This is a genomic window from Intrasporangium sp. (genome assembly GCF_036566125.1).
Taxonomy (GTDB): Bacteria; Actinomycetota; Actinomycetes; order Actinomycetales; family Dermatophilaceae; genus Intrasporangium.
In genome coordinates this window covers 1-16,413 of the sequence record NZ_DATCWX010000317.1, presented here as the reverse complement: position 1 = coordinate 16,413, position 16,413 = coordinate 1, and the positions used below count along the sequence as shown (strand labels likewise).

General features: G+C 70.5%; 14 protein-coding genes. 4 read left to right on the top strand and 10 right to left on the bottom strand.

The window, feature by feature from the left end; all coding sequences use genetic code 11:
* The 3 genes from VIR15_RS19085 to VIR15_RS19075 all read left to right on the top strand — a co-directional run.
* Window positions 1-614: flavin reductase family protein (locus VIR15_RS19085; RefSeq protein WP_331930676.1), on the top strand; the 614-nt coding region annotated here is incomplete at its 5' end.
* Window positions 615-669: 55 nt separating this feature from the next.
* Window positions 670-1,605 carry a patatin-like phospholipase family protein gene (locus tag VIR15_RS19080; RefSeq protein ID WP_331930674.1) on the top strand — a complete coding sequence of 312 codons (936 nt, stop codon included), beginning with the start codon at window positions 670-672 and terminating at the stop codon, window positions 1,603-1,605.
* 35 nt (window positions 1,606-1,640) lie between these two features.
* Window positions 1,641-2,315 (top strand): SprT-like domain-containing protein, encoded by a 675-nt coding sequence (locus VIR15_RS19075; protein ID WP_331930672.1) that lies wholly within the window; start codon window positions 1,641-1,643, stop codon window positions 2,313-2,315.
* A 1-nt stretch (window position 2,316) separates the two neighbouring features.
* On the opposite strand, the gene VIR15_RS19070 is transcribed toward VIR15_RS19075, so the two are convergent.
* From VIR15_RS19070 to VIR15_RS19045, 6 genes are read right to left on the bottom strand one after another with little or no spacing between them, the layout of a single operon-like run.
* Window positions 2,317-3,897 carry an FAD-dependent monooxygenase gene (locus tag VIR15_RS19070; protein WP_331930670.1) on the bottom strand — a complete coding sequence of 527 codons (1,581 nt, stop codon included), beginning with the start codon at window positions 3,895-3,897 and terminating at the stop codon, window positions 2,317-2,319.
* On the bottom strand, window positions 3,894-4,865 hold the full coding sequence (locus VIR15_RS19065) for an MBL fold metallo-hydrolase (RefSeq protein WP_331930668.1): 972 nt from the start codon (window positions 4,863-4,865) through the stop codon (window positions 3,894-3,896). Before VIR15_RS19065 ends, VIR15_RS19070 begins: the two co-directional genes overlap by 4 nt.
* Window positions 4,862-5,686, bottom strand: coding sequence for an ABC transporter ATP-binding protein (locus VIR15_RS19060; RefSeq protein WP_331930666.1), 825 nt, complete (start codon window positions 5,684-5,686; stop codon window positions 4,862-4,864). The genes VIR15_RS19065 and VIR15_RS19060 overlap by 4 nt, the downstream gene beginning before the upstream one ends.
* Window positions 5,683-7,626, bottom strand: coding sequence for a branched-chain amino acid ABC transporter ATP-binding protein/permease (locus VIR15_RS19055; RefSeq protein ID WP_331930664.1), 1,944 nt, complete (start codon window positions 7,624-7,626; stop codon window positions 5,683-5,685). Before VIR15_RS19055 ends, VIR15_RS19060 begins: the two co-directional genes overlap by 4 nt.
* Window positions 7,623-8,492, bottom strand: coding sequence for a branched-chain amino acid ABC transporter permease (locus VIR15_RS19050; protein ID WP_331930662.1), 870 nt, complete (start codon window positions 8,490-8,492; stop codon window positions 7,623-7,625). Before VIR15_RS19050 ends, VIR15_RS19055 begins: the two co-directional genes overlap by 4 nt.
* On the bottom strand, window positions 8,492-9,661 hold the full coding sequence (locus tag VIR15_RS19045; RefSeq protein ID WP_331930660.1) for an ABC transporter substrate-binding protein: 1,170 nt from the start codon (window positions 9,659-9,661) through the stop codon (window positions 8,492-8,494). Before VIR15_RS19045 ends, VIR15_RS19050 begins: the two co-directional genes overlap by 1 nt.
* A 191-nt stretch (window positions 9,662-9,852) precedes the next feature.
* Here VIR15_RS19045 and VIR15_RS19040 point away from each other — a divergent pair, with 191 nt between their 5' ends.
* Window positions 9,853-10,623: an IclR family transcriptional regulator gene (locus VIR15_RS19040; RefSeq protein WP_331930658.1), complete on the top strand. Its 771-nt coding sequence runs from the start codon at window positions 9,853-9,855 to the stop codon at window positions 10,621-10,623.
* Here the strand turns inward: VIR15_RS19040 and VIR15_RS19035 are convergent.
* From VIR15_RS19035 to VIR15_RS19020, 4 genes are all read right to left on the bottom strand, one after another.
* Window positions 10,589-11,941, bottom strand: coding sequence for a GNAT family N-acetyltransferase (locus tag VIR15_RS19035; RefSeq protein ID WP_331930656.1), 1,353 nt, complete (start codon window positions 11,939-11,941; stop codon window positions 10,589-10,591). The two genes, VIR15_RS19040 and VIR15_RS19035, sit on opposite strands and share 35 nt — an antisense overlap.
* Entirely contained in the window at window positions 11,938-13,455 is a 1,518-nt protein-coding gene (locus VIR15_RS19030; protein ID WP_331930654.1) for a cobyric acid synthase, read from the bottom strand. Before VIR15_RS19030 ends, VIR15_RS19035 begins: the two co-directional genes overlap by 4 nt.
* Before the next feature lie 31 nt (window positions 13,456-13,486).
* The gene (locus tag VIR15_RS19025) at window positions 13,487-15,673 is read right to left on the bottom strand and encodes a heavy metal translocating P-type ATPase (protein ID WP_331930652.1); all 2,187 of its coding nucleotides are present in this window, start codon (window positions 15,671-15,673) and stop codon (window positions 13,487-13,489) included.
* A 155-nt stretch (window positions 15,674-15,828) separates the two neighbouring features.
* Window positions 15,829-16,413, bottom strand: a 585-nt coding sequence (locus VIR15_RS19020) for a PadR family transcriptional regulator (RefSeq protein ID WP_331930650.1), incomplete at its 5' end; no start/stop codon positions are given.

Here is a 16,413-nt window from a genome sequence, read left to right as displayed (position 1 = left end):
GCCACGTGCACGAGCCCGTCGATCCGGCCATCCTCTACTGGGGCACGCCGGTCGTGCTCGTCTCGACGCTCAACGAGGACGGCAGCGCGAATCTTGCGCCGATCTCGTCAGTCTTCTGGCTGGGCCGGACGGCCACGCTCGGTTTCGGCATGACGTCACATTCCCTGGCGAACCTGCGGCGGACCGGAGAGTGCGTGCTCAACCTCCCCGGACCGGGACAGGTGTCGGCCGTCGACCGCCTCGCGCTCACGACGGGCGCGGATCCCGTTCCGCCGTGGAAGGCTGCCAATGGGTACGTCCATTCGCGCGACAAGTTCGCCCGCGCCGGGCTGACTCCGGTGCCCGGACACGTTGTCGCGGCACCCCTGGTCGGGGAGTGCCCGGTGGCCATGGAGGCCACGCTCGAGGCCGTCCACCTCAGTGACCACGCCATTGTCCAGGTCAACGTGGAGCAGGTGCACGTTCACCCCGCGATCCGCATGGCCGGCAGCGAGCGTCGCATCGATCCGGCCCGCTGGCGTCCGCTCATCATGAGCTTCCAGCGCTTCTTCACCTTGGGTGCCGAGGTGCATCCCTCACGCCTCGCTGGTATCGACGAGGAGGCGTATCGCTGAGGTGGTGTGGCGTCGCTCACGGTAAGGGTTCGGCTCCGGGCGGCAGCCAACAGACATGAGCGCCACAACCACCGCCTTCGTCCTCTCCGGTGGGGGTAGCCTGGGCGCCGTCCAGGTCGGAATGCTCCAGGCGCTGGCCGAGCAGAACATCCGACCGGACCTGCTCGTCGGGACCTCGGCGGGAGCCATGAACGCTGCCTGGGTCGCCGGCCACGGGATGTCCAAGGCGTCGCTCGAGGCGCTTGCGGACGTCTGGCGTGCCCTGCGGCGGGCCGACGCGTTCCCCATCGACCCGCGTCGGGTGCTTGGCGCCCTGGTCGGCCGGGACGTGGCGGTGTCATCTGCCGACCGGCTGGGCGACCTCGTGCGCCGCCACGCAGGGTTCGACGACCTTGCCGACGCGAGCATCCCGGTGCATTTCGTCGCCACCGACCTGATGAGCGGTCGTGACGTCCTCATCAGCGAGGGATCGGTCGTCGCCGGCGTCCTCGCCAGTGCCGCGATCCCGGGGGTCTTCCCTCCGGTCGAGCTCGGTGGCCGGCTGCTCGTCGACGGTGCCCTCGCACAGCATGCCGGCGTGACGCAGGCCGTGGCCCTGGGAGCCGAGATCGTCTACCTGCTCCCGACCGGTGCGCCGTGCGCACTCGCAGAGCCACCACGGTCTGCGGTGGCGATGGCCCTGCACGCCCTGACACTGTTGCTGGAGCAGCGCGCCATCCATGACGTGGCGGCGATCGCGGACGAGGTCGCAGTCCGGGTGCTGCCGCCGCTCTGCCCGCTCACGGTCTCGGCGATCGACTTCGGTCGGGCGGCGGAGCTCATCGGCCGCGCCCGCCGATCCACCCTGGCGTGGATCGAGGGTGGCGGGATCGATCTGCCAGCGCCGGAGCGGTTCCTCTCGCTGCACAAGCACCACCGGCGCACTGCCGAACCGCAGCTGCGGGGCGAGGTGCGGCCGGCCGGCTCAGACGCTGTCGGCGCCGTCTCCTAGGTTTCTGGTCGGGGCACCGATCAGTAGGGATGACGATGGAGTTGAGCGCTGCACTGAAACTGGGCCGAGAGCTCATGGCCACACACGGGCTGAGCGACTGGGTCCTCAACCTGGACCGGGCGAGGATGAGAGCGGGCGCGTGCCGTCCGGCCAGGCGGGAGATCTCGCTGAGCGCCCACCTGACCCGCCTTCATCCCGAGGCTGAGGTCCGGGACACGATCCTGCACGAGATCGCCCATGCGCTGGTCGGCCCGGGGCATGGCCACGACGCGGTCTGGCGCGCGAAGGCACTCGAGATCGGCTGCTCCGGCCAGCGCTGCTCGTCCGCGGAGGCCCCCGGAGTCACCGGTGCCTGGTTGGGAACGTGCGCCAGCGGGCACGAGACGACCCGGCACCGGATGCCGACCAGAGTGGCCATCTGCACCCTGTGTACCGGCCCCGAGCGGGCCCGCGTCCTCGAGTGGACCCACCACGGTCAGCGGGTGCCGATGCATCCCAACTACGTGGCCGAGCTGGATGCACTTCTGCTGGGACTGCCCCAGCTCCTGCCCGGCCGCCTGCGCCCCGGCGCCGTGGTTCGGGTCGCCGCACCCGGCCAGTTCGACGGAGTGGTGGGACACATCGTCAAGCGCGGGCGCACGCGCTATCGGGTCCGGGTGCCCGATGGCGTCCTGTCGGTGCCCTTCGCCTGGGTCGAGAGGGCCGGCTGAGTCACCCGGGGTAGCCGAGGGCTCGGCGTGCGGCGGCCGTCAGCTGACTCGGCTCGCGCACCACGGCGCACGTGTGCGCGTCGGGCCGCACGAGCCAGACGTCACCAGGGTGCGCCTTCAGCGAGTCGAGGAGTATGCCGCTGGGCTCGGCCTCGGCGAGGGCCAGGACGGCGTGTGGTGCAGTTCCCGCGCCCTCGCTCAGGGCCTCCCTTACAGCCGCGAGGTCCGCCCGTGGGCCGGCCAGGGCGAGCAGACCGGTCCGGGCCAGTTGTCGGAGGTGGGTGATGCCCGGCTGGCCGGCCAGCTCCACCGGCGCGTCGGGCAGGATCACCCCGGGCACCGGTTCTGGCGGCGCGCCGCGGGGTGGCCGACCCGGCCACCTGCGGTCCGGGGCGGCGGTGGTCAGCGGCGAGTCGACGTACCAGAAGGGCTCGGACAGGCGGCCGGAGTCGACGTTGGCCCTCGCCGCCACATCGTCCCCAGCTGCCTTGAGCAGGTCGGCACGGCGTGCCCGTGCCTCGGGCGAGTGCGGCACGAGGAAGTCCATCGTCGCCGTCGTGACCTCGAGATTCTCGACCGCTGCAGCCCGCCGCTCCGTCTCGTAGCTCCCAAGCAGCCCCGGTCCCGCCCAGCCCCGGAGGGTCCAGGCGATCTTCCAGGCAGCGTTCTCGACGTCGGCCACTCCGGAGTTGAGGCCGCGGGCTCCGAACGGTGCGACGAGATGGGCCAGGTCCCCGGCCAGGAGCACTCTCCCCACCCGGAAGCGCGACGCGATTCGCGCATGGAAGTGGTAGACCGTCGACCAGTCGAGGCGGTAGGGCGAGTCGCCGATGATCTGCCGGATGCGGCGATCGAGTCGCCCCGAGGAGCGCTCGGTGTCGAGGTCGACATCCGGTTCCACCTGCCAGTCGATCCGGTAGAGGCCATGTGGGCACGGGTGGATCAACACCTGCCGACCGGGATTCCACGCCGGGTCGAAGTAGAACCGGCGTTCCTGTTCCCAGCCCGGCAAGGTCGCCTCGATGTCGCAGATGAGGAAGGCGTCGCTGAACGACATTCCCTCGAAGTCGACACCGAGCATGCTCCGGATGTCGGTGGCCCGGGCACCGGCGCAGGCGATCGCATAGTCACCCGTCACCTCGACCTCGCCGTCGGGAGTCTCGCACCGCACCGTCACCGACGTGGACGACTGGGAGATCCCCGTGATGCGATGCGACCAGCGCACGTCGATGAGCGGCTGGCCGGCGATCGCGTCGTCCAGCACCTCCTCTGTCCGGGCCTGGGAGATGTTGACGAACGGCGGGAACGGCGAGCGCCCCGGATCGCTCAGCTCGACGACGAAGAGCTCCTCCTCCCGGTAGAAGGTACGGGCGCGTGACCACGTCAGGCCTTCGTCGGCGATCGCCCGGGCGCCGAGCTCGGACCACAAGTCCAGGACGTCGCGCTGCTGGCAGATTGCCTTCGACCCGACGAGGTCCCGTCCCGGCCGCTGGTCGAGGACCACGACCGGGATGCCCCATCTGGCCAGGGCCAGGGCCGCGGTCTGGCCGACAGGCCCGGCCCCGAGGACGAGGACGCTCATCGCTGGAGCTGGTCCCACACCTCGCGGTCCCGCTCCGCCGTCCAGATGACCGGTCGTTCGATACCGCTCAGCTCGTCCCAGAAGCGCGAGACGTCGAAGGGGAGTGAGTGCTCGAAGATCGGCCAGCGGCCGTACTCGTCATGCAGCGCGGCGTGGGCGGCGTCGAAGGCGTCCTTGAGCGTGCCGCCCTCGCGGTGGACCGCCGTGACCTGCTCCATGAGCACCTCGAGGAAGTGTCGCGTCTGGGCGACGGCGGCGTCGACCGCCTCCCGACCGCGAGCAACGGCGCCGCGGCCGCCGACGAGCGCCTCGGCCCGGAACGACGCCACCGCATCGAGGGTGTGGGTCGCCCAGTCGCGATGGAAGGCGTCACCCGTGTAGAGGGCGGCCTGCGACTCGACGAGGTCGCCGGCGAACAGGACGCCCTGCTTGGGCAGCCACGCAACCACGTCACCCTCGGTGTGGCCACGGCCGCACCAGCGCAGGATGAGGTCGCCACGGTTGCCCCCGAGGGGAATCCACAGTTCATCAGCGAAGGTGATGGTGGGGTGGGTCAGTCCAGGGATCTCCTCCGGTTGTTTGAAGAGCCTTGGCATTCGGCCGAACTCGCTCTGCCAGTCCTGTTCCCCTCGCTCGTCGATGAGGCGCCGCGTCGACTCGTGGGCGATGATCTCCTCTGCTTCAAAGGCGCTGGCCCCGAGCACGCGGACGGCGTGGTAGTGGGACAGCACGACGTGGCGCACCGGCTTGTCGGTGTGCTCGCGCAGCTTGGCCAGCCACTCGCGGGCCGCGGCCGGCGTTGCCCGGACGTCGAAGCAGACGAGGAAGTCCTCGCCCTCGATGGCGCCGACGTTCGGGTCCCCTTCTGCGGTCAGGGCATAGACGCCTTCGCCGAGTACTTCTACTGTCTCGACCTTCTCATCGAGGTCGGCGGACGAGGCGAACGGCTTGCTCGAGTCCGCTGTCATGACTCCTCCTTGGTCTCGGGATGGACCACATCGAGAATGGCGCTCGAGGACGTCGTGCCGCCGCCCAGGTAGGCGCGGCGGACCCGGTCGTCTCTCGCGAGCTCATGCGGTGTTCCCTCGGCGACGACGCTGCCCCGGTCCATGACGACGACGCGATCGGCGACGAGGAAGGCCGCGCGCACATTCTGCTCGACGAGCAGCACGGCAAGTCCGCGGTCATCGCGCAGGTGGGCGAGGGCAGCGACGATCTCGCCGACGACCTTCGGCGCCAGCCCCAGGCTCGGCTCGTCGAGCACGATGACGGACGGTTCAGCCATGAGCGCACGAGCCATCGCCAGCATCTGCTGCTCGCCGCCGGAGAGCGCCCCGGCCGGCAGGTTGATCCGGTCCGCGAGGCGCGGGAAGAGCTCGAGGGCGGCGGCCCGTCGAGCGGCATACCCCTTGTCCCGCATTCGGACCCACCCCCCGAGGGCGAGGTTGTCCTCGACGGTGAGGGATGGGAAGACGAGCCGGTTCTCCGGCACGTGCGTCAGCCCGCGGGCGGCGATCTGCTCGGCCCCGAGCCGCGTGACGTCCTCACCCCCCAGCGTGACAGTGCCAGCCGTGGGGCGCAGCAGTCCCGAGACGGACCGCAGCAGCGTCGACTTGCCGGCACCGTTGGCGCCGATGACGGCGACCAGCTCGCCGGGATCCACGGTGACCGTGACGTCGTGGAGCACTTCGAGGCGGTCGTATGCCGCTCGCAGCCCTTCCACGCGAAGGCCGCCGGCCGCAGGGGTCGGGTTCTGCACTGTGCCGGTCTGGTGCGGCTCGGTGCTCATGTCCTCACCTCGCCCTCGACCCGCGCGGCAGCCTGCCGGACGAGGCTCTCATCCTCGGCGGCCACGCCGAGGTAGGCGGCGATCACCGCCGGGTCGTTGCGGATCTCCTCTGGCTCGCCCATGGCGATGAGCCGGCCGTCATCGAGGACGGCGACCCGATCGGCGAGGGCGAGGACCGCCTCGACGTCGTGCTCGACGATGAGGACTGCGACCCCCGCCAGGCTGGCCTCACGGAGTAGCGCCGACAGGCTCGTGCGCTCCGGTCCGGAGAGCCCGGCCATCGGCTCGTCAAGCATGACGAGGGCCGGGCCGAGCGCAAGCGCCCGGGCGATCTCGACCTGGCGCTGCCGGCCGAAGGGCAGGTCGGCGACCGGGCGGTCCGAGTGGTCGCTGAGGCCCAACGCGTCCAAGGCCCCTCGCGCGGCGGCGTCGATGCTGCGCTCCTCGCGCCGGGCCAGGCCTGCCATCCCTCGAAGGATCCCGGCCCGGCTTCGAAGGTGGCGGGCCACCTTGACGTTGCCGAGGACGGTGGCGCTGCTGAAGACCTGGAGGTTCTGGAACGTCCGGGTGGCCCCGAGCGAAGCGGCGACGTGCGGTCGCTCGCCCTGGACCTCCCGACCGCGAAGGGTCACCGTGCCCGACGTGGGCGGCAGCACCCCGCTGATCATGTTGAACGCCGTCGTCTTGCCCGCGCCGTTGGGGCCGATGAGCGCGACGATCTCGCCCGCTGCGACGTCGAGGTCGACGCGGTCGAGTGCGGTGACACCGCCGTAGCGCTTCGTCAGGTCCCTCACGACGAGCAGCGGCGATCCCGGTTCAGGGAGGTCGGCCCCCTCGAGCAGCCCGGCGAGCCGGCTCCCGGTCATCAACTGCGCACTCGACGAATCCCCCTCGCTCGAGGGTGCAGTTCGCGCCGCCTCATCGGTCGAGTGTGCAGTTCGCGCCCCGATGAGCTGGCGCCACAGCTGGGCGAGGCCGCCCGGCACGAGAAGGATGACGAGGACGAGGACGACGCCGAAGGCGAGCAGCTGGACCTCGCCGCTCGCGCCAGGGATGAGAGCCGTGATGAGGTCCCTCGCCCCCTCGTCCATGACGCTGACGGCAATGGCGCCAGTCAGCGCACCCCACACGGTCCCAAGGCCACCCAGCACGACCATGAGGAGCAGCTCGACGCTCAACTCGAAGCCGGCCGCCTCCGGCGAGACGACGCCGAGCCAGTGGGCATAGAAGACGCCGGCGAGCCCGGCGTATCCCGCAGCGAGGACGAAGACCCGCAGGCGCAGCGCGAACGTGTCGACGCCGAGGCACTCCGCGGCCACCTCGGAGTCGTTCACCGCCCCGAGCGCCCGCCCCATCCGGCTTCGGACGAGGTTGGTGGCAAGCAGCATTCCGACGACGACGAAAGGCGAGAGCAGCCAGAAGTACTCCTGCGCCGAGTTGTAGAGGCGACCGCCGAACTCTGGCTTGGGAATCCCATAGATCCCTGATGTGCCGCCGGTGATCTCGAGCTCCCGCACGACGACCGTCACGATGATCCCGAGACCCAGCGTGGCCAGGGCGAGGAAGTGCCCGCGCAGTCGGAGCAGGGGAAGGCCCACGAGCAGCGCCACGACCATCGCGGCGATGGTCGCGACAATGGCGGCCGGCCACATCGACCAGCCGGCCTTGGTCACGAGCAGCGCCTGGGTGTAGGCGCCGACCGCGAAGAACGCCGCGTGGCCCAGGCTGACCTGCCCAGCGAGACCCATGAGGAGGGACAACCCGATGGCGGCCAGGCCGTAGATGAGGGCGTAGACCCCGACGTTGACGACGGCGGTCGACGCGACGAGCGGGAAGACGACGAGGGCGACCGTGAGGAGGACGAACGGGACCCAGCGGCCCCAGCGCGAGGAGGTGAGCGGCATACGGCGGAGTGGGCCCCGGCCCGAGAGGGCGGTCACACGCGCACCCCACTCGCCTTGAGTCCCAACCCTTGAGGGCGGATCAGCAGCACGAGGAGGAGCACCACGAAGGCGACGGCGTCGCGGTAGCCGGAGGCGACATAGCCAGCGACGAGGTTCTCGAGGACACCGAGCATGAGCCCGCCGAGCATGGCGACGCGGAAGGACACGAGTCCGCCGAGGGTGGCCGCGACGAAACCCTTGAGCCCGAGTGTCAGACCGGAGGTCCAGGATGCGAGGTAAATCGGCGCCCCGACGACCCCGGCCGTCGCCCCGACGAACCCCGCGATCGCGAAGGCGACCATCGTCGCGGTGCGCGGTGAGATGCCGACGAGCCGGGCGGCCGTGGGCTGTTCCGCGCACGCCCGCAGCGCCTTGCCGTGCAGGGTGTGCTCGTAGAACCGCACGACAAGGAAGCCGAGAACGGCGGCCGTTCCGAGGATCCAGAGCTCCTGTGCGCGGATGCTCACACCGCCGATGGTCAAGTCGGATCCGGGGAAGGGCTCGAGGCGGAGTGCCTCGGGACCCCAGATGAGCAGCATCGCGGCCTTGACAGCGGTGGAGACGCCGAGCGTGAGGATGATCGACAGCAGCGGCGTCATCCGCTTGATCGGTGCGATGGTCAGCCGCTCGAGCGCGACGGCGACGAGGACGACGACGACGACCGCGACGGCGGCGGCGACGAACAGCGGCAGGCCGGTGCCCACGACACTGATGGCCGTGAGCCCGGCGAGCGCTGCGTACTCACCCTGGACCAGGTTGACGATCTCCCGCACCGAGAAGACGGCGACGAAGCCGAGGGCCACGAGGCCGTAGATCGCCCCTTGCGCCAGGCCCGAGAAGACGAGCTGGAGGAAGTCGCTCATCAGCTACCGGCGACCGACCAGGTCCCGTTCTTGACCTCCACCATGACGAGGGCCTCCTTCGTCAGACCCGAGTGGTCCTCGGGCGTCATGGTGAACACACCACTGACTCCGGGCCAGTCCGAGATCTTCTCGAGCGTCTCGCGCAGCTTGGCCTTGTCGGTGCCGGCGGTCTTGAGCGCCTCGACCGCGATCATGAAGCCGTCATAGGCGTGCCCGGCGAAGGTCGACGGGTTCTGGCCGTACTTGGCCTTGTAGTCCGCGATGAACTTCGTGACGACGGGCTTCTGCGGGTCGTTCTCCGGGAGCTGGTCGGCGACGAGCATGCGCCCGAGCGCGGCGAGCAGGCCGTTGGCCGAGTCCCCGGCCGTGTCGAGGAAGGCCTGGTTGCCGATGCCGTGTGACTGGTACACGGGGGCGTCGATCCCGAGCTGGCGGTAGGCCTTCTGGGCCAGGCCTGCGGCCGGTGGGATGCCCCAGATGAGGGTGGCGTCCGGGTTCGCGTCACGGATCTTGACCATCTGCGCGGTGAAGTCGGTCGCATCGGGCGCGAACTTCTCGGTCACGACGACGGTGATCCCCGAGGGCTTGCCGATCTCGTCGAGCATCTCGGCCACCCCCTCGCCGAAGCCGGAGGCGTCGCGAGCGAGCGCGATCTTCTTGTAGCCCTTGGTGGTCATGTCGTCGACCAGCTTCTCGAGGACGACCCGGTCGTTCTGCGCGGTCTTGAAGACCCACGTGCTGCCGTCGACGATCGCCTGGTTCGCCGCGAGCGAGATCATCGGGATCTCGGCCTGCTCGGCGATCGGACGCATCGCGAGGCTCGGGCCCGTGCGCGACGCGCCGAGAATGAGGTCGACCTGCTCGCTCGAGATGAGGGAGTTCACGGCCTTCGCCGCGCCGTCCTCGGTGGACTGGTTGTCCTCGATGGTCAGCTCGATCTGGCGACCGTTGACACCGCCGCCCGCGTTGACCTGCTCGGCGAGCATCTCGAGCGTCTGTCGCTCGGGGACGCCGAGGGTGGCGCCGGCGCCGGTGATGTCGAGGACCGCACCGATCTTGATGGGGCCCTGCTCGGCACCGCCCCCGCTGGTGCCTGCCGGGGTGGGCGTCTCCTCACTCTCGGCGCAGCCGGCGAGGACGAGCGCGGCGCTCGCGACGACGGCCGACATCCGGATCAGGGTGCGCCGGGGGGACGGGGAAGTGATAGGGGTGGTCATGGCTCATCCCATCTGCCACGTCGTTGTGGCTTCGGTTCAGGCACTTGAGGCACTGCGACATCTGGCGGGGAATCGAGGCCTCGTGTTCAATATTCGAACAGAGGATTTCGATATCGGGTCCAACGTAGAGAGGGTGGCCGACGGTGACAAGACCCGCTTCCCCAACCGTTACCATCACCGCCGGCGCCGTGGTGGGCGACGGCGCCCCCGCCTCGCAGACCCTCGACCGGGGCCTCCGCGCCCTCGAGCTGGTGGCCGCGGCCGCCGAGCCGATGATGACCGCCGACGTCGCGCGCACCCTCGGCCTGCACCGCTCGATCACCTACCGGATGCTCCGCACGCTCGAGAACCGCCGGCTCGTCGACCGTGACGCCTCGGGCGCGTGGCTGCCGGGGGCTGGACTCGCGGTCCTCGCCACGAACGTCGTCCCGGAGGTCCGATCGGCGGCGCAGCCGGTCCTCGAGGCGCTGGCCAACGACACCGCGATGACCGCGTTCCTCGTCATCCGCGACCACGACGAGGCCGTCACCGTGTCGGTGGTCGAGCCGCGCTCCGCCATCGCGCACGTCACCTATCGACCCGGCAAGCGCCATCCGGTGCAGCGGGGCGCCCCCGGCCTGGCGCTCCTCGCGGGTGCGACCACTGGAGGCGACGACGGCCAGCCCGAGCGTCCCGAGGTCACGCAGTGCCGTGAGCGGGGCTGGGCCTACTCGGAGTCCGAGGTGCTGCCGGGCATGAAGTCGGTGGCCTCGCCCGTCCTCGATGACGACGGTCGTTGCCGGGCGGCGGTGGCCGTCGTGTTCGTCGGCGACCACGGCCTGGCCGCACTCGGGGCGCGGGTCGTCGCGGCCGCCGCCGAGGTCACCCACCGCGCGCGGCTCATGTCGCGGAGCCTGCCAACGGGCCCGGCCTGAGCCGGGCGTAGGACACTTCGTCGGCGAAGCTCCCGTCCGGGTTCTTGAGTCGGCCGGCCAGCACCCCCTCACGCACGAAACCCGCCCGTGACGCGACCACTCCGGAGGCCACGTTGTCGAGCTTGTGCCCGAGCTCGAGGCGGGCGATCGACGTCGTTGCGAACACCCAGTCGACGAGCAGCTCCAGTGCCCGCACCGTCAGCCCGCGGCCGCGGAACTCGGGCAGCACGCCGTAGCCGATGAGGGCCACCTCGGGCGGTCCCATCCGCAGCACGGAGATCATCCCGGCGCGGACCCCCGACGAACCGTCGACCATGGTGAAGCGTGCGGCCCGACCACTCCTCCAGTCCCGCACCGCACGAGCGGCCGCCTGTCGCGCCTCCGGCTCCGTCATCGGATCGGCGGTGAACCCCCACTTCATGGCCTCGTCGTTGTTGTTCTCGGCGAGCAGGAGGTCCCAGTCGGCCGTGGTCATCGGCCGCAACGTGAGGACCCCGTCCGAGAGCGAGTCGACGGTTGGCCAGGACGGTGCCGCCGGTTTCCCGGCCGCGGGCGGTCGCAGCAGATAGGCGTCCACCACCCATTCACGGGCTTCGGCCGCCCGTGAGCGGGCCGCACGCACCTCGTCGACGACGTCTGCGAACCGGCCGGCGACGAGCACCTCGTCGGCAGTCCCGAGGTGTGCTCCCCAGTACAGCGTGAGATCCGGGAAGAGGTCCGCGAGCTCGAGGCACCGCAGGCGGTCGTCATCGACGACCACGGCGTCGCCCATCGCCGGGTCGTAGGAGTCGACGAGGTGTTGCGCCGACATGAGGCGCACGTCGGCTCCATTACTGCCCAAGCTAATTCGATGAGCCGCAGCGAGGAGCTGCGGGGCGCCGAGTCCGGGAGCGACCTCGACGTCCGCATGGAAGTGAGCGGCCAAGCCCGCGGCCAGCGCGAGCGTTGCACTGGCCAGCGCGGGATCACCCCACACGAGCAGGCCCAACGTCTCCTCACGCGGGCCAGCCTGCCCGAGAGCGTCCACACTCGCCTCCACGCGAGCTCCCAGCGCTGCCTTACCGCGGTCGTATGGCGCTGAGCTCGTCTCGCTGTCAGGCTCACCTCGTTGGTCGGTGACCTCTACGAACCGGTGGGCATGGCTCTCGGAGAGGAGCTCGGCACAGAGGGCGCGCTGGGCAGCACCCCGGTCGCCCGCACCTTCGCCCTCCTCGGCGAGGAGGAAGACGTCGACGCCGTTCAGCGCCGCGATCGCAGCGTGAGTGAGGTGGTCAGGATGGCCCAAGCCGAGGCCGATGACGTGGATCCGCGTGATCATCGGGCCAGCTCCTTCCGCGCAGCGCGGGTCGGCGCGAGCAAGGCGTCAATGTCGAGGTGGGTTTCTACTGCATCGGCGAGCGTGTCGAGCATGAGCTCACGGCGCTCGCGGAAGCCCGGCGCGTCGGGGGCCGGTCGCCAGTCCGAGTCGGCCTGCGCCGCGATCTCGCTCAGCCAGGCGCGCCGGAAGCCGTCGCTCTCGAAGGCGCCATGCCACATCGTTCCCCACACCGACCCGGACCTCCAGCCATCGAGGAAGTGTTCCGGTCCGGGTCCCCCGTCCGCGACAGGGTGGGCAAGGCCGTGATGGATCTCGTAGGCGCCGTCCACGTGGTGACCGCGCCACGTGCCGGTCGGCCGCCCCAGCACCTTCTCCGTACCGAACTCCACTCGGGTCGGTAGCAGGCCCAGGCCGGGAACGTGGCCGACCTCACCCTCGACGTCGTCCCAGATCTCGTGCGCCAGCATCTGGTAACCCCCGCAGATCCCGAGCACCGGCCGCCCTGCTGCCGCCCGGGCCATCACGGCCCCGGCCAGGCGCCGCTCACGCAGCCATGCCAGATCGCTTGTGGTGGACCGCGACCCGGGCAGCACAACGAGGTCCGCAGCCTCGACGACGGAGGGGTCGGCGGTCACGAGCACGTCAACACCAGGCTCAGCCGCCAAGGCGTCCACGTCCGTGGCGTTGGAGATGCGAGGCAGGCGCACCACCGCGATCCGGAGCCGCCCGTGTGCCGTGGGCGAGGATGCCGTCGAGGCGCGCCAGTGCCCCACGGCCAGGGTGTCCTCGCTGTCGAGCCAAACGTCGAGGAGCCACGGGATCACGCCACGGAAGGGCACCCCGGTGCGTCGAGTGATCTCCTCGAGTCCCGGCTCAAGCACCGACACGTCGCCACGGAACTTGTTGATGACGAACGCCGTGATCAGGGCCCGGTCGGCATCGTCGAGCAGGGCCCACGTGCCGTAGAGAGACGCGAGGATGCCGCCGCGGTCGATGTCGCCGACGACGACCACTGGCAAGCCGAACTCCGTCGCCAACCCGAGGTTGACGTAGTCGCCGGCCCGCAGGTTGATCTCGGCGGGCGAGCCCGCGCCCTCGCACACGACGAGCTCGTACTCGTCGGCCAGCTCCCGGTAGGCGGCGAAGGCGGCGTCGCGAAGGTGAGCGCGCCCAGCGGCATACTCCCCGGCCTCTAGTACCCCGGCGGGACGGCCACGCACGACGACGAAGGAGCGTCGGTCCGTCCCCGGCTTGAGGAGGACGGGGTTCATGGCGGTCGTAGGCTCCACCCCGGCAGCGGCGGCCTGGAGCCACTGCGCCCGCCCGATTTCGCCACCGTCGGCGCAGACCATCGAGTTGTTCGACATGTTCTGCGCCTTGAACGGTGCAACACGCAGGCCCCGCCGGGACAGTGCCCGGCAGAGACCAGCCACAATGACGGATTTGCCTGCGTCCGAGGAGGTTCCGGCAATGAGCAGGCCCGTGGGAGGAGGCCCGCCAGAGTTGAGGTTCACTCCGACATCCTCGCGGACCACGGCGCTCCGGTCACGCGTCCACGGGCACGGGCCGTGAATCGGGCCGGGCAGCGGCGACGCTGGCCTCCGGCCGCAGGTCGAGCCGGCGCAGCAGCTGTGCGTTGAGGGCGACGACGACGGTCGACAGCGACATGAGGAGGGCACCGACCTCCATGGGCAGCACGAACCCGATCGGGGCGAGGACGCCCGCTGCGAGCGGCACCGACACGAGGTTGTAGCCGGCGGCCCACCAGAGGTTCTGCTTCATCTTGCGGTAGCCCGCCTTGGAGAGCTGGATGACCGACAGGACCGAGCGAGGGTCGTCGGAGGCGAGGACGACGCCTGCCGACGCGATGGCGACGTCGGTGCCGGCACCGATGGCGAGGCCGACATCCGCCTGTGCGAGCGCGGGCGCGTCGTTGACGCCGTCGCCGACCATGACGACGGTGCGCCCCTCCCGCTGGAGCTCCACGACCTTCTCGCTCTTGTGCTCGGGGCGCACCCCTGCGAAGAGCTGGTCGATCCCGAGCTCTGCGGCCACCGCGCGCGCCACCGGCTCCGCATCGCCGGTGATCATGACGACGCGGATGCCGAGGCGGTGCAGGGCGTCGACGGCCTGTCGCGACTCCTCGCGGACCTCGTCCGCCAGCGCGAGCGCGCCGGCGACCTCACCGTCGACCAGCACGTGGAGGACCGTCGATCCGGCGTCCGCCCATGCCTGTGTCTGGTCGAGGGGCGCCACGCCGTGCTCGGTGGGCAGGTGCGGCCCACCGACGCTGACCGTCCGGCCGTCGATCGTCGCCGTGACTCCCACCGCGCTCGACGACCTGAAGTCAGCCGCACGGGCCAGCCGTAGCCCACGCTGGTGTGCGGCGCCAACGATCGCTCTGGCCAAGGGGTGCTCGCTCGGGCCCTCAGCCGAGGCGGCCAGCGTGAGCAGCTCGTCCTCGGTCATCGACGTGCTGAGGATGTCGTGCACGGCCGGTTCGCCCTTGGTCAGCGTCCCGGTCTTGTCAAAGAGGACGGTGTCCACGAGACGCATGCGCTCCAGCGCGGCGCGGTCCTTGACGAGGACGCCGCCGCGGGCGGCGCGCTCCGTCGAGATGGAGACGACGAGCGGGATGGCCAGCCCAAGGGCGTGGGGGCAGGCGATGACGAGGACGGTGATGGCCCGGGTCAGCGCGTCCTCCGGAGTGCCGAAGGCGCTCCAGACGACGATGGTGATCACGGCGACCCCGAGTGCGAACCAGAAGAGCCACCCGGCCGCCTTGTCGGCGAGCAGCTGGGCCCGCGTCGACGACGACTGAGCCTCGGCTACGAGACGTTGGATGCCGGCCAGGGCCGTGTCCTCGCCGACGGCATCGACCCTGACCCGCAGGGCGTTGTCCGTGGCGACGGTACCGGCGACGACGTGGTCGCCGACCGCTCGCCGGACGGCGCGAGACTCGCCGGTGATCATCGACTCGTCGAGATCGGCAGAGCCGTCCACGACGTGGCCGTCCGCGGGGATGCGGCCGCCCGGCCGGACGATGACGATGTCGCCGACGCGAAGCTCGCTCGGCGAGACCGTTGTCACGGTGTCGCCCTCGACCCGCTCGGCCTGGTCCGGCAGGAGCGCGGCGAGGGAGTCGAGAGCGGAGGAGGTGGCCGCCAGCGACCGCATCTCGAGCCAGTGGCCGAGCAGCATGATGACGATGAGGAGCGAGAGCTCCCACCAGAAGTCGAGGTCGTGCGAGAAGACGTCGAGGGTGGCGCCCCACGAGGCAACGAAGGCGACCGTGATCGCCATGCTGATCAGGAGCATCATCCCGGGCTTGCGTGCCTTGAGCTCGCTCACGCCGCCGGTGAGGAAGGGCCTGCCTCCCCAGACGTACATGACCGTCCCGAGAATCGGCGGGATCCACGTGATGCCAGCGACATCGGGGAGTGAGTAGCCGACGATCGAGGCGAACATGTCGCTGAGCAGCACCGTCGGCACCGCCAGGGCGAGCATGATCCAGAAGAGTCGGCGGAACATCGCCACGTGGTCGCCCTGACCGGCATGACCGGCATGACCCATTGCTCCGTGCGCAGCATGACCGCCGTGCGCGTCGTTCCCCGCGTGCGCATCGTGCTCGACGTGCTGTTCGGATGTGCCGTGGCCGTGGTGCTCGTCGTGCCCTTGGCGCGCGGTGACTTCATGGGCGGCTCGCGTGGCCTGCTCGGACTGCTCAGACATCATCTGCTCCCTCTCGCTCCGTTCCACTATACCCCCATGGGGTATCAAGCGGAACAGGGCCCGTGGCTCGAGCATTCCCGCGCCGGCGCAGAAAAAGGAAACCCGCAGGACCTCGGACGAGGCCCCGCGGGTTTCCTAACCGCGATGGTTCCGGGTCACTCCGGATCGCCATCAGCGAGCAGCTGGTAGAGCCGGCGCCGGGTCTCGGAGAGGATCTCCGTCGCCTCGGCTCGCTGCTGCGAGGTGCCGGTCGTCACGACCTGCCACATCGCGCCCATGACCTGGCCGACGACGGGCATGAGGCCGTCTCCGCCGCGACCGCCCGAGCTGGACGGGCTGCTCTCGTCCTCGGGTTCCTCCTCGCCGGACTCGAAGGCCGCCCACGTCGCCGCCATCTCGTCGGGGTGCTCCTCCACGTAGTTGCGGCCCTCGTCCGTGAGCCGCAGGAGCCGACGCCCGTCGACCTCTCGCCCCTCGACGAGGCCCTCGTCCTCGAGCTGCTGGACGGTCGGGTAGACGGAGCCGGGGCTCGGCTTCCACGCTCCGCCGCTGCGGTCGGCGATCTCCTGGATGATCTGGTACCCGTTCATCTCGTCGCCGGCGAGGACGTCGAGGATGGCGGCCCGGACGTCACCGCGGCGAGCGCGCGATCGTCGCGGGCGCGGGGGCTGCTCGGGCCCGAACGACGGTCCGCCGAAGCTGCGGATGAGGTCGTGGATCCACGGCGGCGGGCCCGGCCG

Excerpts from the sequence above, each read along its gene's own strand:
- VIR15_RS19080 (WP_331930674.1), top strand. The coding sequence starts at position 670 with ATGAGCGCCACAACCACCGCCTTCGTCCTCTCCGGTGGGGGTAGCCTG.
- VIR15_RS19075 (WP_331930672.1), top strand. The coding sequence starts at position 1,641 with ATGGAGTTGAGCGCTGCACTGAAACTGGGCCGAGAGCTCATGGCCACA.
- VIR15_RS19070 (WP_331930670.1), bottom strand. The coding sequence starts at position 3,897 with ATGAGCGTCCTCGTCCTCGGGGCCGGGCCTGTCGGCCAGACCGCGGCC.
- VIR15_RS19065 (WP_331930668.1), bottom strand. The coding sequence starts at position 4,865 with ATGACAGCGGACTCGAGCAAGCCGTTCGCCTCGTCCGCCGACCTCGAT.
- VIR15_RS19060 (WP_331930666.1), bottom strand. The coding sequence starts at position 5,686 with ATGAGCACCGAGCCGCACCAGACCGGCACAGTGCAGAACCCGACCCCT.
- VIR15_RS19050 (WP_331930662.1), bottom strand. The coding sequence starts at position 8,492 with ATGAGCGACTTCCTCCAGCTCGTCTTCTCGGGCCTGGCGCAAGGGGCG.
- VIR15_RS19045 (WP_331930660.1), bottom strand. The coding sequence starts at position 9,661 with ATGTCGGCCGTCGTCGCGAGCGCCGCGCTCGTCCTCGCCGGCTGCGCC.
- VIR15_RS19035 (WP_331930656.1), bottom strand. The coding sequence starts at position 11,941 with ATGATCACGCGGATCCACGTCATCGGCCTCGGCTTGGGCCATCCTGAC.
- VIR15_RS19025 (WP_331930652.1), bottom strand. The coding sequence starts at position 15,673 with ATGTCTGAGCAGTCCGAGCAGGCCACGCGAGCCGCCCATGAAGTCACC.